This is a genomic window from Chitinivibrionia bacterium (assembly GCA_009779925.1).
GTDB lineage: Bacteria > Fibrobacterota > Chitinivibrionia > Chitinivibrionales > Chitinivibrionaceae > WRFX01.
Window position 1 is genome coordinate 193,834 of record WRAZ01000001.1, and the last position, 25,496, is coordinate 219,329.

The 25,496-nt window shown below is 43.0% G+C and carries 16 protein-coding genes, 1 tRNA gene and 1 pseudogene; 5 read left to right on the plus strand and 13 right to left on the minus strand.

Annotation, left to right across the window (positions count from 1 at the left end):
* Positions 1 to 6: 6 nt before the first annotated feature.
* From FWE23_00875 to FWE23_00890, 4 genes and pseudogenes are all read right to left on the minus strand, one after another.
* Entirely contained in the window at positions 7 to 630 is a 624-nt protein-coding gene (locus FWE23_00875) for an MBL fold metallo-hydrolase (GenBank protein ID MCL2843999.1), read from the minus strand.
* A 74-nt stretch (positions 631 to 704) separates the two neighbouring features.
* The gene (gene murB / locus FWE23_00880) at positions 705 to 1,673 is read right to left on the minus strand and encodes a UDP-N-acetylmuramate dehydrogenase (GenBank protein ID MCL2844000.1); all 969 of its coding nucleotides are present in this window, start codon (positions 1,671 to 1,673) and stop codon (positions 705 to 707) included.
* Complete coding sequence (locus tag FWE23_00885; protein MCL2844001.1) at positions 1,673 to 2,302, minus strand: tetratricopeptide repeat protein; 630 nt, start codon at positions 2,300 to 2,302, stop codon at positions 1,673 to 1,675. The genes murB and FWE23_00885 overlap by 1 nt, the downstream gene beginning before the upstream one ends.
* 226 nt (positions 2,303 to 2,528) lie before the next feature.
* Positions 2,529 to 2,942: pseudogene (locus FWE23_00890) on the minus strand (OmpA family protein).
* A gap of 294 nt (positions 2,943 to 3,236) precedes the next feature.
* Between FWE23_00890 and FWE23_00895 the strand changes: the two are divergent.
* The 3 genes from FWE23_00895 to FWE23_00905 all read left to right on the plus strand — a co-directional run bounded on the left by FWE23_00895 (position 3,237) and on the right by FWE23_00905 (position 8,879).
* Positions 3,237 to 3,845, plus strand: coding sequence for a recombinase family protein (locus FWE23_00895; protein MCL2844002.1), 609 nt, complete (start codon positions 3,237 to 3,239; stop codon positions 3,843 to 3,845).
* A 235-nt stretch (positions 3,846 to 4,080) separates the two neighbouring features.
* Entirely contained in the window at positions 4,081 to 7,011 is a 2,931-nt protein-coding gene (locus tag FWE23_00900) for a T9SS type A sorting domain-containing protein (protein ID MCL2844003.1), read from the plus strand.
* Positions 7,012 to 7,181: 170 nt separating this feature from the next.
* Complete coding sequence (locus FWE23_00905) at positions 7,182 to 8,879, plus strand: ATP-binding protein (GenBank protein ID MCL2844004.1); 1,698 nt, start codon at positions 7,182 to 7,184, stop codon at positions 8,877 to 8,879.
* Here FWE23_00905 and FWE23_00910 read toward each other — a convergent pair.
* From FWE23_00910 to FWE23_00920, 3 genes are all read right to left on the minus strand, one after another.
* Positions 8,876 to 11,374, minus strand: a complete 2,499-nt coding sequence (locus tag FWE23_00910) for a BamA/TamA family outer membrane protein (GenBank protein MCL2844005.1) — start codon at positions 11,372 to 11,374, stop codon at positions 8,876 to 8,878. The two genes, FWE23_00905 and FWE23_00910, sit on opposite strands and share 4 nt — an antisense overlap.
* Position 11,375: 1 nt before the next feature.
* Positions 11,376 to 14,681, minus strand: a complete 3,306-nt coding sequence (locus FWE23_00915) for a translocation/assembly module TamB (protein ID MCL2844006.1) — start codon at positions 14,679 to 14,681, stop codon at positions 11,376 to 11,378.
* Between the two features lie 32 nt (positions 14,682 to 14,713).
* Positions 14,714 to 14,790 (minus strand) — tRNA-Pro (locus tag FWE23_00920).
* Between the two features lie 160 nt (positions 14,791 to 14,950).
* Here FWE23_00920 and FWE23_00925 point away from each other — a divergent pair.
* The gene (locus FWE23_00925; protein MCL2844007.1) at positions 14,951 to 15,688 is read left to right on the plus strand and encodes a 1-acyl-sn-glycerol-3-phosphate acyltransferase; all 738 of its coding nucleotides are present in this window, start codon (positions 14,951 to 14,953) and stop codon (positions 15,686 to 15,688) included.
* On the opposite strand, the gene FWE23_00930 is transcribed toward FWE23_00925, so the two are convergent.
* Genes FWE23_00930 through FWE23_00950 form a run of 5 tightly spaced genes read right to left on the minus strand, consistent with a single transcriptional unit; the run spans position 15,636 to position 21,627 of the window.
* On the minus strand, positions 15,636 to 16,601 hold the full coding sequence (locus FWE23_00930) for a bifunctional oligoribonuclease/PAP phosphatase NrnA (GenBank protein MCL2844008.1): 966 nt from the start codon (positions 16,599 to 16,601) through the stop codon (positions 15,636 to 15,638). The two genes, FWE23_00925 and FWE23_00930, sit on opposite strands and share 53 nt — an antisense overlap.
* Entirely contained in the window at positions 16,588 to 16,950 is a 363-nt protein-coding gene (gene rbfA, locus FWE23_00935; protein ID MCL2844009.1) for a 30S ribosome-binding factor RbfA, read from the minus strand. The genes FWE23_00930 and rbfA overlap by 14 nt, the downstream gene beginning before the upstream one ends.
* A gap of 1 nt (position 16,951) precedes the next feature.
* Positions 16,952 to 19,807, minus strand: a complete 2,856-nt coding sequence (gene infB, locus FWE23_00940; GenBank protein ID MCL2844010.1) for a translation initiation factor IF-2 — start codon at positions 19,805 to 19,807, stop codon at positions 16,952 to 16,954.
* Positions 19,808 to 19,830: 23 nt separating this feature from the next.
* Positions 19,831 to 21,135: a transcription termination factor NusA gene (gene nusA, locus FWE23_00945; protein ID MCL2844011.1), complete on the minus strand. Its 1,305-nt coding sequence runs from the start codon at positions 21,133 to 21,135 to the stop codon at positions 19,831 to 19,833.
* Between the two features lie 12 nt (positions 21,136 to 21,147).
* Positions 21,148 to 21,627 carry a ribosome maturation factor RimP gene (locus FWE23_00950; protein MCL2844012.1) on the minus strand — a complete coding sequence of 160 codons (480 nt, stop codon included), beginning with the start codon at positions 21,625 to 21,627 and terminating at the stop codon, positions 21,148 to 21,150.
* 213 nt (positions 21,628 to 21,840) lie between these two features.
* On the opposite strand from FWE23_00950, the gene FWE23_00955 reads away from it, so the two are divergent.
* Entirely contained in the window at positions 21,841 to 24,561 is a 2,721-nt protein-coding gene (locus FWE23_00955) for a valine--tRNA ligase (GenBank protein MCL2844013.1), read from the plus strand.
* 135 nt (positions 24,562 to 24,696) lie between these two features.
* Here FWE23_00955 and rsmA read toward each other — a convergent pair whose 3' ends face one another.
* Positions 24,697 to 25,494, minus strand: a complete 798-nt coding sequence (rsmA, locus tag FWE23_00960) for a 16S rRNA (adenine(1518)-N(6)/adenine(1519)-N(6))-dimethyltransferase RsmA (protein ID MCL2844014.1) — start codon at positions 25,492 to 25,494, stop codon at positions 24,697 to 24,699.
* Positions 25,495 to 25,496 lie beyond the last annotated feature (2 nt).

Sequence of the window (25,496 nt, forward strand, 5' to 3'; positions counted from 1 at the left end):
GTTTTTTTATTGAAAAAAGCGATTTGTCGCCTTTTCTTTGCCGATTGTGGAAGAATAACCGTGTCCCGGAAGTACATTTGTATTGTCGGGAAGTACGAAAAGTTTTTCTTCAATGCTTTTTATGAGCGCTTCGCCGTCGCTGTATCCCCAGTCGCTTCTGCCGATAGTTCCCGCAAAAAGCGCGTCGCCCGAAAACAGATTACCGTCAGAGTAAAAGCAATGTCCGCCCGGTGTGTGCCCGGGAGTGTGGAAAACGTCAAATTTAAAGTTGCCGACTTCAAATTTTCCTTCGTTTATCGGGTTATAATGTCCCTCATATATAGCGCGGTCTTTGTTAAACATAAGCGCACCATTAAGATATGCGTCTTTAATCAGAAATTCTTCTAACGGGCTGAAATAAAGCGGAATATTTTTGTCTATCGTCTCCCAAATTTCATACATTCCCAAAAAGTGGTCGAAATGCGCGTGCGTCAGTAAAATTGCGTCTATTTTAAGATTGTCCGCCTTTATTTTTTCAATAAGGTCAATCGGCTCGGGAGCGGGGTCTATTATTACAGCTCTTTCGCCGTCGATTATCAAGTATGTGTTTGTAGAAATTCTGCCTGACTGAAATGTTTCGACTTTATACATTTTTTTCTCCTTTATTATTGTTTCTTATGTATTTGTATCAAACTTTCCTAAAAAACACGACTTCCGTTGTATTTTTAGATTTGTGTATCAAATTCTCCTAAAAACACGACTTCCGTTTCAAGTAAAATATGGAATTTTTCATTTACTCTTTTTCGCACTTCGGCAATAATCTTGCGAACATCTTCGGCAGTTGCGTTTCCTGTGTTTACAATGAAATTAGTGTGTTTTTCGCTGATTTGTGCGCCGCCTATGGAAAAACCGCGCAAGCCTGCGTCGTCAATTAACTTCCACGCGCTATATCCATCCTTGGGGTTTTTGAAAATCGAGCCGCAACAACGCCCCTCAATCGGTTGGTCTGCTTTGCGTTTTTTTATAACATCACCTTGACGGGCAAGCAAAACTCCGAACTTTATTTCCATAGAAAACTCAAAATCCACCCAAAGAATTATGCAGTTTTTTTCTTTGAAAGTACTGTCTCGATAAGCAAATCTTGCCTTGTGTTTCGGTATAATTACTTCTTTGTCCAAATTGCAATCGTAAATACAAATTTGTGTAATATTATCTGAAATAGTTTGTGAGTATGCGCCTGCGTTCATAGCAACCGCGCCGCCGATTGTGCCGGGTATTCCCGACAATTCTTCCAGTCCCGGTAGTTTTGCTTGAATAGCTTCTCGGATTAGCGCGCTTATGTTTACACCTGCTTCAACTCTTATCGAATTTTTTGATAAAGGTATAATTCCGTCCATACGTTGTGTGTTTATTACAAGTCCGCGAAATCCTTTGTCGCTTATAAGAAAATTTGTGCCGTTCCCTAAAATTGTGTAGGGGATATTTTTTTTCTGTGCGAAATTTAAGGAATATTCTATGTCTTTTGCACAGCGAACAGCGACAAAATAATCAGCGGCGCCACCAATTCCGTAGCCGTTTTTTGTTTTGTCTGCCATTATCACGTTTTCCTGAATTTCAGGAATTTGTGCATCGATGCTCTGATTTTCCTGTAGTTTTTCCTCCGACAAATTATCCTCCGCTTTTTGTGCTTGCATTATCGCCTGCGATTTTCTTCTACAATTCGTGCTTGCGGACTGTCGGGACACTGTCTCAGAAGCTGGTTCCACATACTATCTCTGTTTCGTCCCTGCCCTTGTCTGTGGAAAATAAGTCCGAGCCTGTGCAATGCCGAACACGCAAGGTCGCCTTCTCTATTTTCTCTGTAAAAATTCTGAAAATGCGTTTTTGCGGTTTCGAGTGAATCTATTGCAAAAAATGCCTCTGCTTTCCAGAATAGGGCAGTGGAAGCGTCTTCGCTTTCGGGGTATCTTTCCAGAAAATCGCTGAAATCACTTATGGCAAGAGCAAAATTTCCGTTATCGAAATTACTTCTTGCTAAATTAAATAATTCTATGCGTTCTTGCTCTGCTACTGCGACTACGAGTGAGTCCTGTCTTGCTCTTTCCGCCATTTGCATTGCTATCAGGTCGGTTATCCGCGTCATTTCAAAAATTCTGTTCTGACTTTCGGCAACATTTCCCGATAGTTGAAAAAGCATTTCATTTAGCCTGTCGAGCGCAATTTCAACGGCTACCCTGTGGAGGGCAGCCGTCCGATTTTCTCCTTCTCGTTTTTCTTCCATAGCCGCTAATTCGCTACGCAGAATATCAACGCGGTTTTGCACCTCTACAAGCTCCCGTGTTCGCAAAACAGTCATTTTGGCGCAGGAAACAAGAAAGAGGCACAAAAAAATCAAAAACAAGAAGCGTATTATTATCACGATTATATTACCTTGCAATTACCGTGTATTCTACTCTTCTGTTCGCTTGATGGCAATCCTCGTTGGTACCGCAGTTATGTCTTGCGGGTCTTTCTTTACCGAAAGATGTCATCTCGAGGCGATTTGTTGCAACGCCGAAACGAACAAGGGCGTCTCTTACAGCTCTCGCTCTTCTTTCGCCGAGAGCCAAGTTGTATTCAACTGTTCCTCTGTCGTCCGTATGACCGTCCAAACGAACTCTGATTTGTGTGTGCGCATTCAAGAATGTTGCGGCAGTCTGGATTTGACGAATTGCTTCAGGTGTCAAATCGTGTCTGTCAAATCCGAAGAATACTGTTTGCAAGTTTCTTGCAATTTCGGCTGACAAATCTACTACGGGTGTAAACGCAGTAGTGTCGGGCTCCCAAACCTGTGCCGGTGGCGGCGGTGGCGGTGGGGGTGGTGGGGGTGTTTCAACTGTTGGTGGCGTTTGTCTTGCACAACCCACCAAGGCAAGGCACAAAATTGCCGCGGAAATAGTCAGAAATCTTTTCAAGTTTCTCATTAGTTCCTTCTCCTTCATTTATTGGTTAATGTATAAATTCAAAAATTATCCGCCTAAAAATAATTTTTCGCAAAAGTAAAAAATGAGAAAAAATGAAAAATTGTGTATTTTTTGAATTTGCGCTGTATTTTTTCTTCAAAACGTCGCATTTCAAACGTCGCTTCTTGATGTTGTCGAAAATAAAAAGGCGAACGCCGAAACGTTCGCCTTTTTTTGCCCGTTTTTCTACTGCGTTTTTTATGTATTTTTGTGCGTTTTTTTTATATAGAAACTTTAAATTAAGGAGAAAGGTTTATGTTATACGCTTACATTCGCGTAAGTACCGATGCGCAATCGGTCGAAAATCAAAGGTTTGCCATAGAAGAATACTGCAAACAAAACTCGCTTTCGGTAAACAAATGGATAGACGAAAGCGTTTCGGGTAAAATTGTTGCAAAAAAGCGATTGCTTGGCGGCTTAATGGCTAAATTGAGAAAAGGCGACACGCTTATTTGCTCAGAAATTTCGCGTTTGGGGCGAGATATGCTTATGGTTATGGGAATTTTGAACGAATGCGCCTGCAAAGGTGTAAAAATCATAGGCGTAAAAGGCAATTACCGCTTGGAAAACAGCCTGCACTCAAAGATATTTGCAATGGCTTACAGTATTTCATCGGAACTGGAAAGAGAGTTTATTTCACAAAGAACAAAAGACGCGCTCGCCCGCAAAAAAGCGGAAGGCGTAAAGCTCGGGCGTCCGACAGGCGCTAAAAACAAGAATGTTAAGCTGAAAGGCAAAGAGCAAAGAATAATTGATTGGAGAAAAGACAAAGTTCCTATCGTACAAATAGCGAATATTTTAAAAGTGGACAGAAGCACGGTAAGGCGATTTATTAAAGATTATGTTATTTCGGAAAACAAATAAGGTTATAAAAAATATCTTCGAGCTAAAAACAAAGACAAAATTTGCCGATGAACAAAAAAAATGAACAATAAAGCAAAAAAAATGAGCAAAAATAACATTGTTGTACTATAATTACTATGTCTATGTAAATGCAATAAAAAACGGTCGTTTATTTTGTATTGCCTTAGCAGAAAATTTAGAGAAGTAGAAAAAAACAGAAAAATAAATTGTGTTATTTAATGAAAGGAGTGAAGTTATGAACTTCAAAAAATGTAGTGTGGCTATGGTTGCCATAATTACAATGGTTTTAGCGACAGTATCGTTTGCGCACTTACCGAGCGCCAACAGCAGGTCGGTAATAATGGGACGACAAACAGGTCCCGACGGTGAACTAATTAGTGAATTCGGTGGTCGCGGTCCAAGATCGGGCGGCTACAGAAGTCCTGCAGCGTGGAGTCGGGATATTCAGTATCAAGGCAGTCATATTCGGGGCGAAGGTGATACTGTATGGCACGGGACTTTTAACGGACAGCGCCTCTATTGGTGGGCAAGATTTGCCGCTGACAGTACAGCTGTTCCCGGAGAAATGGCTCGCGAAGGTGGAACACCGCCTTGGGTTTTAATAAACTCGGCGTCAGCGTTAAGCAACAATGGTCGTCCGAACTTTCAGGCGGCAACTTGGCACGGCAACAGAACCACTATTCCTGCAATCAGAAATATCCCCGCAGGTCAAGCAAGAGTGCCGACTTGGAGAGACGGCGCTTGCGGTGCGTATGCTATTACACTTGATGACATCGGTTCAATGCCGTTTGACTTATCTGTTCGTCCGGCTTGGGATTTGCTTAGATATCACACAAACCCAACTTTCAGAGAAATTAAAATGGCTTGGGGTATTCACGTTGGCTTAATGGACGATAATGACTGGACACACGCAATCGAAATGGTGGCTCGCTACGGACACGAAATGTTTAACCACTCCATTGACCACACTTCTGCGGCTGATGGTTGGCAAATATTTTTCCCGGGGCAGAACGTATCGGAAACCGACCCTGCTGTTCCGCCATCAATTCGCGGACTTGAAGTTGTCGGAACTTGGAGAGTTTTTGCACGTTCGGCACAAGGTGTTTGGGTAGGAAGCGGAGGCAGAACAATGCCGGGTGGAACAGCAACTACGCCGCCTGCGGGTCTGGAGCCTTTTAACTTCGGTCCTGATGCGGATGGCGGTCGTTGGGCTCCGGGGTCGTCGCACGCAACAAGTTTTAACTGGACAGCTGCGCAAGCCGCAACCACCAACGCTTCAAGTTTCGGAAATCCCGCAACTCATATGCCTAACGGCTCTCTCTGGATTGACAATGCTCCCAATGGCACAGGCGGTCATCCTTTTACAATTTTTGCTGAAAGCGATATGGTGACAATTCAATACCCTGCATACTGGACAGGATACGACCCTGCGACAAACGCTCGTTGGGATGACCCGCGCATAATAATAACTCCGAATCCGACCGGGTTTTTTAGAGGACATCCGATTCAAACGGTGACACTTGCAGGCGGACAAAGAGTGTTTGTTGCATATTCGGAGCCGTTTAACTACGATGCAGATCAGTTTACAGGACATCAAACAGGTTATATAGCAGCGACAGGGGCTCAATGGTTTGAAAATCTTGAGACTAACTATCCTCACTTCTTCAACGGAGCGCGTATTCAAACAGACTGGAATTCACCGGGTTGCACACAAAGCGGTTGCCCCACAGCAGGACAACCGGGCTGGTTTGTTTCCACAAGAGACCTCGGACGTCCGGGTTTTGCGGCAAAACTCTTTGTATCAGAAGCGTGGAACCCTGCGATGAGAGCAAGAAACATCGATACTGCGAACTACATTATTAACAGAAATATTTTTGAAAACATCACAACAGCGGGCGAACATTTCGCAAGAGGCAGACGAAGTGAGTTTTACGGCTTCCCGTTTGACATTTACGACGAAAATTTGTTGATGTATTTGTATAACGGTGTAAATCAGCAAGTAACTAACAGATTTGTAGGTGCGCGCGGCGGTGCGAAATCGGGTCAGCCGATGTCAGGAGACTTCTTCCACCCGTTCCGTATTGACTTTGACGCGTTCTTTATAAACAACAGCACTTGGAGAGCCGATAACAGCCACTTACCTCAATTTAAAGTGCCGCACAATGCGCACGTTCTTTTGGGTATCAACGAAATGGTTGACGACATCGTTGAGGCAAACGGCTTTATGATCCGCGAGTTGCACTCGGTATCAATTCATACCGACGGTCCCGGTTTCAGTCAAGGCGGTGGACAAGTAGTCAGCACCATACCTTGGTTTGACGAAAGCTTGCCTGATGAATTGTGGCCCGTTAACACACAAATGTGGCAAGGACAGCGCACAGGTGGCTGGTGGGGCGGTATTACCGTAAGACAGATGGAAGAGCACTTCACTCACGTCGCAAACCTCATTGACCAAAGACATTTGACCGTGTTTACACCATCAGAGGCGGTAAAATATCGTATGACCAGAAATGCGTTCAATACGGATGCAAATCTTACGGAAGAAGGTCTAAACTGGACTGTCAGACTTACGCCTACTTCTGCGCAAGCGGCAAGTGCTGTTGATGAAATCCATCGCGAAGAAATCAGCGTTATCGTTAATCTCGGAACACATGTTCAAAGCCTTGGGGTATCTTACGACGGAACTACGACAAACACAAGCGACTTGAATTCGCCGAGAAGAAGACCCAGACCAATGGATTGGGTTGCAGGTCAAGGTGCGCAAATCTGGTCGGTGTCAATAAATCCGTTCAGAACTGCTAACCATTCCGCGCTTCTTATCAGAGACGGCGACTGGCATGGTCAGGACATCGTATTTAACGAAAACCCCGGCGAATTTATTCCTGCAGGAATTACTAACGGCAGAACAATGAATCGTGTAGCTCCTCGTGCACAGTTCGCAGGTATCAGAAACGGACAAATCAACTTGAATTTGCAGTCAGGAAACTATACCGTGCAACTCTTTAATCTGCAAGGAAGAATGATAGGCAGTGCAAATATTAACGCATTAAACGGCGTAAATGCAACGGGTCTCAGAACAGACCACCTTGCAAGAGGCTTGTTAATATTGCAAGTAAGAGACGCTCAAGGCGCATCAGTATTGCAACACAGATTTATGTTAAGATAAACATTTCGTTTATTATTTCGCATAAAAGAAAAAAGGCAGACGTCCCAATCGTCTGCCTTTTTTTGTTTCTCCCCAAAAACACCAAATCGCCGAAATAAAATGAAATCCTCGAAACATATCGTGTGCAAATAGTATTTTTGCGGTATATTTGTAGTAAAGCGGAGGGTTTTATGGTTTACAAAGATTTACCGTACGGAATGTCGAATTTTGCCGATTTGGTTGAAAGTAATTATGCTTATGTCGATAAAACGCGATTTGTAGAATTTTTGGAAAAAGAAAGTTGCCGTTATCAATTTTTTGTCCGTCCGCGACGTTTTGGTAAAAGTTTATTTTTGTCGGTTATGGAAAACTACTACGATTTTAACAAAAAAGATAAATTTGAAAGCACGTTCGGCGATTTTTATATCGGCAAACATCCTACTTCCGAACAAGGAAAATACGCGGTTGTCCGATTTGATTTTTCAGGAGTAAAAACAGATAATCACGATGAGTTCAAAGTATCTTTTTCAAATAATGTGCAGGAGACAATCCGTAGCTTTTTTGACTTGTACCAAAATGTTTTTCCCGACGCAAAGGATATAATGAAAAGGTTAGTCAGCGAAAATCTTGGAACTGACGCCGTGTCGTTATTGTGTAATGTTGCCTACAAACACAACATTCCTGTCTTTGTAATTATCGACGAATACGACAGTTTTGCCAATAATCTTATTGCGATAGGCGACGCGTACAAAAACGAAATGGGGAGCGACGGGTCTGTGCGCACTTTTTACGAGACCTTAAAAAAAGGAACAACTTCTTCGATTAAGCGAATATTTATAACAGGCATAAGCCCGATGATGGCAACGGATTTAACAAGTGGTTTTAATATGGCGATAAACTATAGCCTGTCCCCCAAATACAACGAAATGTTCGGTTTTACGCACGAAGAAGTCAATTGGCTGATAAATGAAACAGGAATCGACAGAAATTTGATAAAAAAAGTTGATATGGAGGCTTATTACAACGGCTATTTATTTAACCAAAAAGGTGAAAGTAAAGTTTACAATTCTCAAATGATCTTGTTTGTTTTTAACCAGATTAAAATGACAGGTGAGCAACCGGAAGAAATCGTTGATGCAAATCTGAAAACCGATTACGGACGGTTGCGACGGCTTGCAGGAAACGAAAACAACAGAAAAAAATTACTGTCAATCGCTTTGGACGGCGGGATTTTTGGAAGTGTAGTCGGACGTTTTTCGCAAAACGAGCTCGAAAAAGAAGAGTATTTTATTTCATTGCTGTTTTATTTGGGAATGCTGACGATAGGCGGATTTGAAAGAGGCGAAATTTGGCTCAAAATCCCTAATTATTCCGTAAAAACGCTTTTCTGGGAGTATCTGATTTCTTATATTCAGAGTTTGGAGCAAAAAGAAACGGACTTTTCCGAAATAACAAAAGCAAGCAAGGGTATGGCTTACGACGGCGATTACAATTCGTTTTTGAATTATTTCGTTGAAAATTACCTAAAACGCCTTTCAAACAGAGACCTTATGGTTTTTGACGAAAAATATATTAAGGTTATGATGCTTGCAATTTTGTTTGGCAGTAGTTTGTATCATCCGATTTCCGAAAATGAAAATATGGACGGATATTGCGATATTTATCTGCAAAGACACCACGCTGTTTCCGATGTTGAATACGAGTATATTTTTGAGTTGAAATACGTAAAAACCGATACGGCTGAAAAAGAAAAAGAAGCAAAGTTCGCAGAAGCGTTTGCTCAACTAGAGGAATACAAAAAAGACCCTCGTTTTGTCGGCAGAAACGACATTAAATTTATTGCTATTGTGTTTGCAGGAAAAGGGAATTTCGAGGCGAGGGAGAACTAAAACGAATACCCAATCGAAAAATGGATAACTCCCGGTATTCCCGTTCTGTTTGCTTCGCTGTTTCTTTTTCGGCTTTCGTTATCTATGGGGACTGCGTAAGATAACCCTATGGGACCGATAGGGGTGATGTAGTTTATTCCGCCTCCGACGGAGTATTTTATCGGCTTAAAATCGGCGTTGTTTTTGTCGGTTATTGTTCCGAAGTCGGCGAAAATCGGGATTTCGATGTTTCCTAAAGCGCTTCGCAGTTCCGCCGAATAATAGAGCGCCGAATATCCCAAAATCGGATAGCCGTCGTTTGTTAGCCACAACTCGCCCTCGCGAAAGCCTCGGACTGTTCTTGTTCCGCCTATGCTGAATAATCTGTCCATTGCAACCTTGTCGTTTTTTCCGTAGGGCATTGCTTTTCCGCCCGCGCCTCGCAGCGCCAAAGTCGTAAATTTCGATACGGGCAGAAAAAATCGCACGTCGGCTTCCGCCTTAACAAAATCGTCCTGAAGCGAATTAAATCCGTGCGAAGCGGTAAATTGCGTCGATATTACGCCGCCAATTCTCGGACGGATTTTTGAGTCGCGAAAATCAAAGCTTGCGTTGGGACTTATCAAAACTACGTGCCGCAGTTCGTTAATAAGCGAAAGATCGACGACGTCGCTTGTATCGAATTCGTTGTAGGCGTAGTTTTTGAACGGGTACAAATATCTTGTTTCGTAGTTTAGTCCCATTCCAAAATTAAGCTTGCTGTTTGGAGAAAACGAAATTCCGCAACCGCTTCCGATTGCCCGCGACCAAAATTTTCGCTCCATAACCTCGTTCCATCGGGAATATAAATCCGCGTTAAACGAAAGCTTTTCGTTGAAGAAAAACGGGTCTGTAAAATTCACTTCTCCATAATATTCTTTTACCGATATTCCCGCCCCGACCGACAATGTCTTGTTTAATCCCAGAAAATTGCGATTGGTTAGTTTTACTCTCGAATAAACGCGTTGTTCGTTGTTGTATCCTACCGAAAAATTCAGCAAAAACGGATAAACTTCCTCAAAAAACAGCGATATATCGTTAGTATCGCCGTTTGGAGTCGTTATCGAATAAACCGAGCGAAACGCGTTAATTTTGCGCGTTTGCCTTAAGTTGTCAAACAGCGCCCTGTTAGAAAAAACGTCGCCCTCTTCAATCCTGAAAAACCTGTTTATGTATTCGTCTCGGGTCTTGAAATTTCCGATAAATTCTATGTTTCCGAAGAAAATACGCTCGCCTTTATCGACGTCAAAATTTATTTCCACCTCCGAACTATCCGCGCTAAATTCAAGGTTCGCGCTTACTTTGGCGTTTGCAAAACCGTCTTCAATCAAAGCGTTTCGTTTGTTCTGAACGCTACTATCCACCGCGGACGGATTAAACGGCGTATCGGGGAAAGGCGCGTTGCTTATTATGGTTCGCACGCCCTCCGTTATCGATATGTTTACGACCGCCGAGTTTTCCGCGCGCCGATATGTTGTTTTTACTTCGGCGTTCAAAAAGCCGTTTTCAAAATACCTGTTTTCAATTAAAACTCCGTCGTTTCTTACAACTCTTGCGACAAAAGAGCCTTCTCCGCTTCTTGCAATTCTTTTGCCTTTAACTTCGGATTGCATAATCTGCAATAATTCTTCGTCCGTAAAAAATTCGTTTCCGCTAAAATTTATTTCGTCCAAAGAAATCCGGTCTCCCGCTTTAACCCAAACGGAAACTCTGCGTTCGTCGCGCCTTCTTTTGCTTATTGTAGTATCCGAAATTTCCAGTTTTCCGCTGTAATATCCCATTCCCAAAAGCTTGTTTTCGAGGTTTCTTCTGCCCGTCCTTATTATTCTGTCGTTTCGGTTGGAATTTGAAAAATCCAATTCGTTTCTGATAACTCCTCTTCTCAAAACGCCTCTGTTTTCTATCGATAAACTATATTTTCTTCCCTCGTCCACACTTATAATAATTTCACTGCGCCCGTCTATGGTTTGGACGACGGTATCCCTTATTGCCACGTCCGCGAAATTGTGTTCAAGATATTTTTCGCGCAAATTTCTTATGTCGCTTGGAAGTTCCACCCTGTTTAATCGGCGGTTTCTGTATTTTCTTCCGTTAAAAGCGCGAAATAATTGACGGTCGCTGAAATACCTGTTTCCCTCAAAGCGTATCGCCCTTACTATATTGTTTTCGGAGTGGTCTTTAATTATTGTTAAGCTTACGCTTCCCGTTTCGGGATTTTTCTCTGCTTCTATGCGGCATTCGACGTTTTTCAGCCCGAGATTTTCCATAATTTGCCTCAGTTCCCCAACCCTGATTTCGATTATGCTGTCGTTAATAAGCGAGCCGCGCCTGATGTTCAGCGGACGTTCTATATCCGAAATAAAAAGCGGGAAAATTCCCTTAAAACGAACGCTTTCCACAACCCAAAATTCGGGTGCGTAATCTTCTGCCAAAGCCGAAAAGCAAAGCAAAAAAACAACAAAACAAAACTTAATCATTCTACCTTCTCCTTTCAAACGCCGCCTCCAATTGAACTCCCGCCTGATCGTTAGTCGAAGAGTACGCCTTTAACCTGAGAAAATCCGACAATCTGAACGTCGCAGTTCCCGTTTGTACCGCTTCGCCGCCAACCGTTTGCGCCGAATATTCAAGCGACAGTCTTCGCGACAGATTTCTTGTCATCGCCATAGAAATATCGCCGTCTCTGTACGAAATTCGGAGGTCTCGACTGTCCGTTCTGCCCATTAAGTTGTCCAAAAGAACGTTTGCTATTTCGTCGCGCATTTCAAATCCTATCCGTCCGAATAATATAAGCGACAAAATATCGTTGTCGTCCAACGCGGGTTGCGACGAAAACTCAAAAAACAGCTCGGACTGCGGGTCGCCCGAAATTCGCATAGTTATTTCGTAGTCGTCTATCTCCGTTTCGGCGACGATGTCTAATTCGGGGCGCACCGAAAAAGGGTCGGTAAAGTCAATAATTCCCTGACTTATCTGGAATGTGTTTCTGTTAAAATGGATTTCCCCGTCTTCAACGGTTAAGCGCCCGCTAACGCTTGGAAACTGCGCCGTGCCGCCTATAAGTATGTCGGGAACCAACGACATATACGCCAAGTTGTTATCGACGATAATGTCCCCTCGCTGGCGAATGGTTAAGTTCAGGTCTATAGGAAAATTCGATTGTTGCCGAGCCCTCAAAGAAGCTTCTTCCCGCACGTTTCCAAACGCCGTTCTTTGGTTGGCGATACCCGAAACGTTAAAAATATTGGTGTTTACGTCCTGAAAGAAAATTGCGTCGAGAATATCGATATTTCCGCTAACACTCGCCGAATTTTGCGAAAGCGCCGCCGAAATTTTGCCGTCCACCGTAATGCTTCCCATATCCTGATAATTCGCAAGTATTCTTTCGATTATAACGTCAATGTTTCCGCGAGGGTTTTGCATATCCTCCAAATTTACAATGCCCGCAATCGAAAACCTGCCGTTGTCAATCATTCCGCTCAGGTCTTCAATTTTTGCAATATCGTCTTTATACGTGATTTTTCCTGAAAAACTATGCAGTTTTTGCTCTAAATAAGCTATATTTCCCGAAATATTTTGCAGAAAAACAAAGGCTTCTATTTTAGGAATTTCTCTGTCTGCGCTGATTTCGACGTTGGCGTTAATGTTCGCCGTTCCGTCCAAAGAGTCCAAAAACTCCTCGACCATCGGCGAAAATCTTTTCAGTGGAATTTCCGTTTTGGCGCTTAACGAAAACTCGTTCGTAAGAAAATTTCCGCCTCCCGAAAGATTTATTTTCCACTCCTCTATTAAAATTACGGGAAAATCGTAAAGTTTTATTTCGCCGTTTTCATTAAAAGTGATTTTGTTAAGGCTGTCGTTTTTCATTGTAATAATACCGTTTGCCGCCAAAAAAATTTTATTGTTTTTGATTTCGGCGTAAATATTTTGCGAATTTCCAAATCCGAATTCGCTAAAATTCTGATAATTTAAGGCGTTAAATTCCAGCGCGATATTTGCGGTTTTCGGAAGCGGAATTTCTTCGTTTATGTTGCCCGCCGCCGAAATCTCAATTTTTCCGACCCCCGATACTTCAAGCTCGGAAATTGCCGCAATCTCCTCTAAATTCAGATTGGGAATTCTCAGAAAAACGGAATATTCGCCGTTGAGATTATAGCTTCCCGAAATTTGCACAATATCGTCGGGTGTAATAAAGAAAGACAAGTTCTCCAGATTTATAAGGCTGTCTTTAATCGAAATTTCCGCCAAAAACTGCGAAATACTTTGAAACGGATTTTCCAAAGCGTCCGATTTCACGGAAATATTTCCGCTTCCTGCGCCGAGAGTTCCCGAATAATTTCCCGCAACTTCAATTCTGTCCACAAAAAAATCTTCAAATTTAATTTTTTCCGCGACCGCCGAAAAGTCAAGTTTTGGGGAATTTATGCTTCCCGCAACCGCAATATCGGCGGATATTATCGCGCTTTCAAGAGGCGTTTCAAAAAAATCGCTGAAATCGTTTATATTTTGCGGAAAAACCCGAACATTAGCCGCGACAATTTCTTTTTCTATGTTATATTTTCCCCTGACTTCGAGCAAATCGAGATTTCTTGCGTTTACTTTAAGAAAATCCAAGTTTACAACGGAGTTTTTGAGTTGCGCTTTTGCCGCCAAATTTAATAATTCGTTTGTTGTTGTTTCTTTAACTTTTACTTTTGTTTCGATTACTCCCGAAAGTTTATCAATGGAAAAATCGTTAAAATCGTCTATCTGCGGGACGTTTATCAGAGTTTTCAAAAAAATATCTCCGACAAAATTTTGGGCGCTTATGTCCCGAACATTCAAAGAGTCTATTCTTAATATTTCTCTGTCGAGAATAATTTGCGCCCTTAAATCTTTCGCCGAGACATCGAAAATTCTTATATTGTCCACGTCAATTACGACATTAGCCGTAGGTTTTGCAAGCGAGCCGCTTAAATTTACTTTTGCGCGCAAGTTCAAAGTATTTTCTTTCGGCAAAAGTTGCAGGTTATACTCCGACAAAGATTTAAGCGAGGAGTTTAGCGCTAAATCGAGCTTAAAATTTTCGAGTTTTATCGGATTTTCAACGCTTCCCGAAAGCTGTATCGTATCTTTGACGGAACTTACGACAAAAATTTCTTTCAGGTTTATGCTTTTGGGCGAGCCGCTTATTTTAAGCGAAAGCGCGTCTAAAGCAACATTCAGCGTATCCGTTTTCAGTAAGATTTTGTTGGAATTAACTTGCAAGTCGAGCGATAATTCCCGTAAATCAATGTTTTGGGCAAGTAAATTAAGTTCGGAGGCAAAAAGCGAAAGTTCCTCTTCTTTTTTAAGCGTAATTTGGGCGTTTTTTATTTCTACTCTTTTTGCCAATAAGTCGAAAACTCCCGTATTAAGAAAATCTTCCAAATCAAAGTCGTCGTTTTTTTCTTCTTCGTTGTCGTGTAATTCTAAATTTAGCGCGGGGTTGTCAATTTCCAAATACTTAACAATTATTTTTCTGTTTCTTACAAGAGCGTTAAAATCTACGGCGGCTCTAAGGCTTTCAAGCGAGGCGAACATTCCGTTTTCGGGCATAGAAAAACTCGCGTTTTTTATTTTGACGGAAAATTCAAAAAAGTTCAGCGACAATTTTTCAACGGCGATTTCTCCGTCTATTTTTGTATTGACAATAGAAATGATTTTCTGTTGTCCAAAACTCGAAAACAATAAAAAACACGTCGCGGTAATTACTGTAAGCGCGATAAATATGATAATTACAAAAATAATTTTTACAGTTTTCACTTTTTCCCGCTATAATTACAGTTGTTTATTTATGGTCGGAGTGAGAGGATTTGAACCTCCGACCCCCACGTCCCGAACGTGGTGCGCTACCAGGCTGCGCTACACTCCGATAATTTTGAATAAGCATATTAAGAAATATATGCGAGGCTAAAATAATATTTTCCCGTTGCCGAATGGGATTTTTTTGTGTTTTTTCTTAAATTTTTCGGAATTCGCAAATTGACGGGCAGAAATAAATTATATTAAGCTTAAAAAACGGAGAAAACGAAATGTTCGGAATACTCAAATCACTTTTTATACTTTTGGCATACATTTTTACAGGCGGGATTTTTTTGCTCTTCGCCGTTCCTGTTTCTTTGCTGTTTTTGCCTTTCGGAAAGCATAAAAAAGTTTTTTCCGCGCAACTTTCCAAATATATGAAATGGGCGGTGAGCGACGCGCTTAAATTTTTCGGCGTTCTCGAAATTACTCAAATCACAGGACTTGAAAATATCCGAAAAAATGCCATTCTTATTTCTAACCACCAAAGTTTTTTCGACGGATTTATTGTTATGGGACATATTCCGAGCATTCCGCTGATAAAGTCGTCGTATAAATTTAATCCGCTTTTTACTTGGGTAGCATTACTTTTTGATTTTGTAAGTTTAAAGCCTACGACAAAAGGCGTTGCGGAGGCGGACAAAAAAATCCGCAAATTGATTGAGCGCGGCGAAACTATCTGCGTTTTTCCCGAAGGCACGCGAAGTTTAGACGGCAAAATCAAAAAATTTCAATCTCTTGCGTTCAAAATCGCAAAAGATACGGATACCGCAATACTTCCGCTTGTAATTCATTATTCAAAACCGATTATGAGCAAAAGCGGCGAAAGTTTTAAGTTTAGCGAAAAAGTCGATGTGAAAATCAGTATTTTGCCCGCGATTTGTCCTAAAGATTTCGAGACAACCGGAAGATTACTTACGAAATCGCAGGAAACCGTAGAGAAATCTTATCAACAATTGCGTCAATAGCTTCTCTGAGACCTACCTTTTTGGCAGTGCAACCCGCCGCAAACTTATGCCCGCCGCCGACAGGATATTCCGCCGCAATTTCGCCGACGTCAATTTTACCTGCGGAACGAAGCGAAAAGCGCACTTCTTGCTTGTCGTATTTAGCAAAAATTCCGACTTCCACGCCCTCGCAACCCATAACTTCGTTTGAAAGTCCTTCGGTTGCCGAAGTGTCTGCGCCTAAATCGGTTATTAGTTTTTTGTGCATCGAAATAACGCTTATTTTGCCGTTTGCGAAAAATTCAAGCGTTCCCCAAACTTTTGCGCGAACTTTAAGGTCGGCAGGACTGCTTTCGGCGTATATTTTTTTGAAAAGTTTTCCGTTGTCGGCGCCGAATTTCACCAAATCATTGGCGACCAAATAAAGCGAACCGTCGGCGTTGTTGAATTCAAATCTGCCTGTGTCAGTCAAAATTCCCGCCAGCAGACAATTTGCCCTATCGGCGTCTATATTTACGTCTGTTTGCTTAAAATATTCGTATAAAATAAGGCAGGTCGCCGCACTGTTTCCGTCAACAAAATTAAGGTCGCCATAACTTTTATTGTCGCGGTGGTGGTCGATATTTACAAGTTTCGGCGCAAAACTTGTAAGGTTTTCAATATTCGGTCTATGCTGATTAGAACAATCCAAAATAAGCAAAACGTCAAATTTCTTTTTCGGTAATTTATTGGATATAGTATCGGAATTCGGCAAAAAGGAAAGTTTTTTCGGCGTTTTGTCTTTATTGCAGATAACCGTTTCTTTGCCGAGATTTTTCAGATATTTGTAAAACGCCAACTGCGAGCCTATGCTGTCGCCGTCGGGATTTTCGTGCGCGCAAATCAAAAAAGAATGGTTTTGCTCGACGATTTGCGTTAAATCACTCCAAGTCATCTTTTACCCTCTCCAAAATTTCGTCTATTTTACTGCTGTGTTCAAATGATTTGTCCAACTTAAAAAACAGTTTCGGGAAATGGCGCATTTTCACTCTTTTGGCGGCAGTGGTCTGAATGAATCCCGCCGCGTAATTCAAAGCTTTTATTATCGCATTCCGTTCGACGTCGCTTGTCATAATCGATACAAAAACAGTGGCGTTTCGGTTATCCTTGGCAAGATTTATGCTTGGAATGGTTATCATAGCCGCCGCAAGTCGCGGGTCGTTCATTTCATTTGCAACGACCCACAAAATCTCGCGTCTTAAATTTTCGCTCGTTCGCTCTCCGTACCAAGAATTCTGAGGCATTTTACCGCTCCAAGCTCTTACGTTTAATTTCTACGTTCTTATACACTTCAATTCGGTCGCCAATTCGATAATCGGACACTTTTGTAAGCGTTAAGCCGCAGTCAAATCCTGCCGCAACGTCCTTAACTTGGTCTTTAAATCGCTGAAGCGTGTCGATTTTAGTGTGAGAAATTTCGATGTCGTCGCGAATTTGCCGCGCCAATGCGCCGCGCTCGATTTTTCCTTCCAGAACGTAGCAACCCGCCACAATTCCGATTTTGGGAATTTTGAACACTTCGCGAATTTCCACTTGTCCGATAACCTCTTCTTTTATGTCGGGCGCAAGCATTCCTATCATTGCCGCTCTTACTTGGTCTATGAGCTCGTAAATTACGCGGAACGTCTTAATTTCAACGCCCGAATTGTCTGCGCTCGCCTTAATTTTCGGGTTGGGATTTATGTTAAATCCTATTATTATCGCACCCGAAGCGCGCGCAAGCATAATGTCGGTTTCCTTAATTCCGCCAACGCCTTTAAGGATTATATTAACCTTAATTTCATCGGTCGAAAGTTTCTGCAATTCACCCGCAACCACTTCCACCGAACCGTCCACGTCGCCGCGAACTATGAGGTTAAGCGCAAGCATTTTCCCGTCTTTAATTTTCTGCGAAAGGTTTGCCAAAGATACCACGTTCTGCATATTTCTCAGTTCGCGCTCTTTTTCCGCAAGACGACGTTTCGCCGCAATTTCGCGCGCTTCTTTTTCGGTTTTGCACACTCTGAAGTTGTCGCCCGCCTGCGGAGTTCCCGAAAGTCCAAGGACCACCGCGGGGTGTCCCGGTTTTACTTCCTTGATTTTCTGCCCTTGTTCGTTGAGCATTTCGCGCACTTTTCCGCTGTGAACGCCCGTGTAAAACACATCGCCTTTTCTGAGCGTTCCCGACTGAATAAGAACGGTCGCAAGCGCGCCTTTTCCTTTGTCGAGTTCGGATTCTATAACGACGCCTTTTGCGTTTCCTTCAATGGGCGCTTTAAGGTCGAGCATTCCTGTTTCTAATGCCAAAAGGTCGAGCAAATCATCTACGCCTTGTCCTTTTTTTGCGGAGATTTCTACGCTTTGCACCTGTCCGCCGTAGCTTTCCACCAAAACGCCGTAATTTGCAAGCTCGCCTTTTATTTTGTCGGGGTTTGCCGTGGGAAGGTCAATTTTGTTTATAGCTACAACTATCGGAACTCCCGCCGCTTTTGCGTGGTCAATCGCCTCTTTTGTCTGCGGCATAACGCTTGAGTCCGCCGCTACAACGAGCACCACAACGTCGGTAATCTGCGAGCCGCGAGCGCGCATTGCCGCAAACGCTTCGTGTCCGGGAGTGTCCAAAAATGTAACATAGCCGTGTTTTGTTTTTACCGAATACGCCGCTATATGCTGAGTAATTCCGCCCGATTCGCCTTGTATTATGTTTGTTTTACGAATGTAGTCCAAAAGCGAGGTTTTCCCGTGGTCAACGTGTCCCATAACCGTAACGACCGGCGGGCAGGGGTGCGCTTCGTATTGATTTTCTTCACTTTCTTCGCTTTCTTGCTCTTCAAATTCTTCCGACAATTGCGCTTCAAAGCCAAATTCTTCCGCTAAAAGTTGGATGGTCGAAAAGTCAATCCGCTGATTTACTGTGACCCAAAGCCCTAAATCTATACATTTTGCAATGACTGTAGATGGTTCTTCATCTACTTCTTTCGCAAAGTCCGCCACTGTTATGAATTCGCTGACTTGAATTATGTTGCTTTCTTCTTCGAGTTCGCCGTCTTCGCTACGTTCTTTTTTGTATTTCTTTTTGCCTTTGCTTCCGCTGTCTATTTTATTGGTGATTTTGCGGACATTTGCTTTCATTTCGATTTCTTGCTCTTTGCGTCTCTCGAATTTGTCTTTTGCGGAACTTTTTTTGTTGTTGCTTTTCTTTTTTCTGTTGCCGCTGTCTTCGTTGGTTTGCAGAAGCGCTTGTTTGTCCGCTAATTCTTTTGCGAGCGCCGCGTCGATTACGTTGTTGCCACTGTCTCTTGGCGCGCCGAAATCTCTTCTTTCACCTCTGTCTCCAAAAGGTTTTCTGTCTCCGAAGTTTGTGCGCTGACCGCCGCCTTGTCCGTCGCGATTTCCGAAACCTCCGCGTCCGCCGCCGTCTCTTTGACCGCCGAATGAATTTCCGCCTTCTCTTGGCGCGCCGCCAAACGGTCTGTCGCCACGCGGTTGATATGGTCTGTCTCCTTGTGGTCTGTCGGGTCTGTCGCCAAACTGACGCGGAGGGCGACCGTCTCTGTTTTCGCCTTGTCCGCCGAAGTGTGGTCTGTCTCCGCGGGGAGCGCCTTGCCTGTCGCCGAAAGGACGGTCTCCAAATGGTTTTCTGTCTCCGAAATCTCTTTTTTCGCCGCCTCTGTCGCCCCTGTCATTTCTTTCGCCTCTGTTTTCGCCTTGTCCGCGTCCACGATTTTCGCCGCCTCGATTTCTGTTTCGGTCGCGATTAACCTCGTTGCCGAAACCTCCGCCTTGAAATAATTTCAGCGCACGATTTTCGCCGTCTTCTTGCTGTTTCGGAGGACGAGCGCCGCCTTCCGACGGTTTTGTTGACGAATTGGCGCTTTTTTCGCCTGCGGGCGGTATAAACGCTTTTCTTTTTTCGGCGCGGCTTTCAAAATTAGCAAATCTCTGCTTCGCTATTTCCGCGCCTTCTTTCATTTTTTCCAAAATTTGGGACTTTACGGAGTCGTCGATAGTCGAATTGTGCGCCTTAATTTCTGCGTGTCCGAGTTTATGTAGCATAGAAATGGCTGCATCGGTATGCAAACCCATTTCTTTTGCCAATTGAGACACTTTTACTATTGCCATATAATTTTCTCATCTTTCTTTTCTCATTTTTCGGCGGCTAAGTCGTCAAGCGCTTTTGCCGCACCGTTTTCCACGAGTTGCGCGCCGAGCGAATTTTCGTCATTGTTTGCAACACCTGTCTCGTGAGTTTCGTCGTTGTCCGAATTTTCGTTAAAAATAACGTCGTCGGCGTCAACCATTTCAATGTCGTCTCCTCTTGGCGAGAGAATTTTTGCTCTTTCTTCTTCGCTCAAGTCGTCAAATTCGTCCTCGCCGTAAATAAGCACTTCTCTGTCCAAAAATCTTGAGGTAAGTTTAATGTTAGAACCGTCTTTTCCGATAGCTTTTGCAAGTTCTTCGTCGGGAACAACCAAAACCACTTTCTTTTCGCCTACAGGCATTACATTTGAAATTTTTGCCGAAGCAAGCACTTTTCTTGCGAGTTTTACAACGTCGTCTTCCCAGACAAAAACGTCAATTCTCTCGTTTGCAAGTTCGCGAACGATGGTCTGAATACGGCTTCCGCGCATACCCAAACACGCGCCCACGGGGTCAACTCGCGAATCGCTTGTTTCGAGCGCAACTTTTGCTCTGAAACCGGGATTTCTTTCTATTTTCACGATACGAATTGTCTTTTGGTAAATTTCGGGAATTTCCACTTCCAAAAGGCGTTGTAAGAACGTCGGCGTTGTGCGCGAAAGGATAACCTGCGCGCCTTTTGTGCTGTCTTTTACGTCGTGAATAACCGCCTTAACTCTGTCGCCCTGCGAGTATCTGTCGCCCTTAATCTGCTGATTTCTCGGCAGTATCGCGTCTGTTTTTCCGAGGTCGATAACAATGTTGCCTTTTTCGATAGCCCGAACGTCGCCCGAAACCAATTCGCCCATTCTTGTCGAAAATTCTTCTTTGATTTTTTCGCGTTCGCTGTCTTTAACCTTTTGCGAAAGGAGCTGTTTGGTGTGCAACATCGCCATTCTTCCGAATTGGCTTACATCCAAATCGTCGTCCAAAATAACTTCGTCGCCTACTTCGGCGGCGCTGTCGTATTCTTCTTTTGCTTCGCTTACGGTAATTTGGGTGTACGGGTCGGTCATATCCTCGTCGCCGACAACGGTCAAATAAGAATAAGCGACAATTTCGCCCGTGTTTTTGTTAATTTTGACGGAAACGGCAGGCTTGTCTTCGAGAGATTTCTGCACCACTGTCGCCAACGATTCTTCAAGCAGTTCCAACACGCGGCTCAAACTCGCACCCTTATCGGGGTTAAACGCCTTTGTATCCTTTCCCAACTCCGCCAAAAATGTGGCAAGTTCAATACCTTTTTTAAGTTCTTTGTCTTTCTTTGCCAAAACACGCTCCTTTTATATATTTATTGTTAATTTTCCGTTTAATATTGCGCCGAATTTTACTTCTTCGCCGTCCTCAAACACAAGTTTTTCCGCGCTTGCCGATTTTAATACGCCCACTTTTTTCCGCGATTTTTTGTCGTCGTCTTTGTATCGAACGCTAACATCTTTGCCGATTACCCGCTCAAAATCCTTTACGCTTTCGAGTACTCGCGTAATCCCCGGCGACGAAACTTCGAGCGTATATGCGCCGTTTGAGAAATCGATTTCGTCGAGATAATCCGAGACTTTTCTGCTGATTTCGGAGCATTCGTCAAGCGTTATGCGGTTAGGAGTGTCGGCAAAAATTCGCAAAATTGCCGTTTTTCCCGAAAAAAAGTATTTAATATCGAAGAGTTCCGCGTTGCAACCTACTACGATTTTTTCAATTTCCTCAATAACTTTTTCGTCAAGTTTCATCATTTGCCCCGAATTAAGATACAAAAAATCGGGCATTTCTACCCGATTTGCAAAAATTATGTCGTGAATATACTATTTGCTATAAGCGTTTGGCGGAATTTTCTGTGATTTTTTGAAAAAAGTTAAAGAAAAAATTTTATATTACAGGAAATTGGCGTATTAACCTCGATTTTTGCTCGCCAAATAGTATTTTCCCTCAGAAAATAAATCGAAAACCAAAGTATGCGCCCTAATTAAGGAGTTATCAAAATGGAAAAACAATATTCGCCGATAAACGTCGAGCAGAGAATTTACGAAGAATGGGAAAAAAACGGGTATTTTATCGCAAATGCTCAATCAAATAAACCTGCGTTTTCAATAGTTATTCCGCCGCCGAATGTCACAGGGATTTTGCACATGGGACACGCTCTGAACAACACAATTCAGGATATTTTGACCCGCTACAAACGAATGGACGGTTTTGAAACGCTCTGGATACCCGGCACCGACCACGCAGGCATTGCCACGCAAAACGTCGTCGAAAAGAAACTTTCCAAAGAGGGCAGCAGTCGTCATAAAATCGGGCGAGAAAAATTTGTCGAAAAGGTCTGGGAGTGGAAAGAAGAATATCACAAAACCATAACAACGCAACTTCGCAAACTCGGAAGTTCCTGCGATTGGTCGCGCGAAAGATTTACAATGGACGAGGGCTTGTCGAAAGCCGTCCGCAAAGTTTTCGTTAAATTATACGAAGACAAAATGATTTATCGCGGAAAATACATCGTAAACTGGTGCCCCAGATGCCGCACCGCCCTCGCCGACGACGAGGTAGAACACCAAGATAAAGAGGGCAATTTGTGGTATTTTAGGTATCCATTTGCCGTTTCGGCTCCGCTCAACGACCGAAGCGCAGAATATGTTGTTGTCGCGACCACCCGTCCCGAAACAATGCTCGGGGACGTTGCCGTTGCGGTCAATCCCAAAGACGAGCGATACAAGGATTTAATCGGCAAAAAACTGATGTTGCCCATACAAAACCGCGAAATTCCGCTGATTTCGGACGATTACGTTAAAAAAGAATTCGGAACGGGCGCGGTAAAAATCACTCCTGCGCACGACCCAAACGACTTTCAGATGGGGCTTCGGCACAATTTTGTTCCCGTTGTAATTATGGACGAGGGCGGAAAAATGTCGGGCGAAATTCCCGCGGAATACATCGGGCTCGACAGATTTGAAGCGCGCAAAAAAATCGTAGAAAAATTTGAGGAACTTGGCTTGCTCGAAAAAATAGAAAAACACGAAAATAAAGTCGGACATTGCTATCGTTGCGACACCGTTATCGAGCCGTATTACAGCGACCAATGGTTCGTAAAAATGAAGCCGCTCGCCGAAAAATCGCTTGAAGCCGCGCTTAAGGAAGACGTAAAATTTCACCCCGACCGCTGGAAAAAAATCTATGCCGATTGGATGGAAAACATTCGCGATTGGTGTATTTCGCGCCAAATTTGGTGGGGACATCGCATTCCCGTTTGGTATTGCCAAGATTGCGGCGAAATTATCGTAAGCGAAACCGACCCGACGGACTGTCCGAAGTGCAAAAGCGCAAAACTAAATCAAGAAAACGACGTTTTGGACACTTGGTTTTCGTCGTGGCTTTGGCCCTTTACGACAATGGGCTGGGGCGGAGATATGAACACGGACGACTTGAAGAAATTCTTTCCGACGAGTGTCTTGGCGACCGCATACGACATCTTGTTTTTCTGGGTTGCAAGAATGGTTATGGCAAGTTTGTATTTCACAAAAGAAGTCCCGTTCAGCGACGTTATTTTGCACGGAATGGTGCGCGACAAAACAGGCAGAAAAATGAGCAAATCACTCGGAAACATAATCGACCCGCTCAAAATAATCGCCTCTCACGGCGCGGATTCGCTTCGTTTTTCAATGATGATGAACACTGCCGCAGGAACAGACATATTCATAGGAGAAGACAGTTTCGACATCGGACGAAATTTCGCAAATAAATTGTGGAACGCCTCAAGATTTTTGATTTCGAATATTGAAAATCCGTTAAAATTCGATAATTTGCCGCCAAAAGAGCGGTTAAAACCAGAAGACAACTGGATAATCAGTCGTCTCATTATAACAGTTATAAACGTGCGTAGTGCACTCGACAAATATCGTTTTAACGAAGCGAGCCATATTCTTTATGACTTTATATGGAAAGATTTTTGCGATTGGTATATTGAGGCGAAAAAAGATGATTTTTATAGACCTGAGCCTTACATTCCCAACGGCAAGCCTTTTACGGTTGAAAGAGACGAAATTAGAGAAAATGCTTTTAACTGTGCTTCTTACACGCTTTCGGTAATCCTAAAACTTCTGCACCCCTTTATGCCGTTTGTAACCGAAGAAATTTGGCAACATTTGCGCGAAAAAGTGCAAAACAGCGAAATTAATGGCAATTCGATTATGCTTGAGAAATTTCCAATATTTGATGATAATGATCTACGAATACTTCCTCAAGAGGAAGGTGGTTTTCTTGATTTTTTGCGAGAAATAATTACAGGGTTGCGAACAATAAGGAGCGAAAACAACGTTCCGCCCGAAAAAAAGGTCTCGGTGGTAATCATTCCGTTTGACGACCTCAAAGAAAATTTTTTAAAGTCGTGCGACCATTTGATAAAATACTTCGTTAAAACAGATAATCTTATCATTTCGCGAAAAGCGCAAAAACCGTCTTTTGCAGGACAAAACGTAATAAACAAAACCGAAATTTACGTAATTTTGGATGGCTTGGTGGACTTGGAAGCCGAAAAAGAAAAAATTGCCAAAGAAATCACCCGCCTCGAAAACGCCGCCAAAGGTTTTGAAGCCCGCCTGAACAACGAAGAGTTCACCCAAAAAGCCCCGCCGAAAGTGATAGAAGCGGAAAAGGCGAAGTATGCGAATGTGTTGGAGACCTTGGAGAAACTGCGGGCGAATTTGGGATAAAATTAAAACAGGCAAATCTTTATAGGTTTGCCTGTTTTTAATCTTCATAATACAATGCCAACGCTTCTTTCAGGTTTTCTATTGCAAAGTCCATTGTTCTGCCTTGTGAGGTAATATTGTTTTCCACACACATTGCTACAAACCAATCTTCTTCGCGCCATACAACCCAACCCAATCCTCATCACTCAACTCTTCTGCGCGAATATTTTCGTCAAAACCTTGCTTTTCAAAAGCGACTTTTGCCACTTCTTTGGACGAAAATTCATCGGAAATAACATTGAGCAGTTTTTTACGTCTCTGCGAATAGCCCAAACTTACAAATGCGAAGAAATTCTCCCATTTGTCGCGAGGAATACGGGAAGTTTTCTGCGGATTTATATCTAATTTTATTACGGCGGACTGTATTTTCGGCGCAGGGAAAAACGCGCCGGGCGGAACAACGCACACTTTTTTTATATCGGCGAAATATTGGCACAAAATCGACAAAAAGCCAATGTCTTTTCCCTTTGGTGTGGCGCAAATTCTGTCGGCTACTTCTTTTTGAAGCATACAAACAATCGACTTTAATCGCGGACTTTCAAAAAGCAGGCGTTTAATTATCAGATTGCCGACATTATACGGCAAATTTCCCACGACAAAAAAATCGCCGTCTATTTGCGAATAATCGAATTTTACCGCGTCGGCGTTGAAAATTTTGTAGTTTTCACGCTCGCCAAATTCGGTTTTTATATGCTCAACCATATCACGGTCTGCGTCAATCATAATAAAGTTGAAGTTTTTGTCGATAAGTTTTTTAGACAGCGCGCCTTTTCCGGGACCGATTTCGATAAGCGTATCGCCTGCTTTAGCTTCGACAGCTTCAATGATTTTGTCGATATGAAATTGCGAAATTAAGAAATTCTGTCCGAATTGTTTTTTTGGCGCGACTGACATTT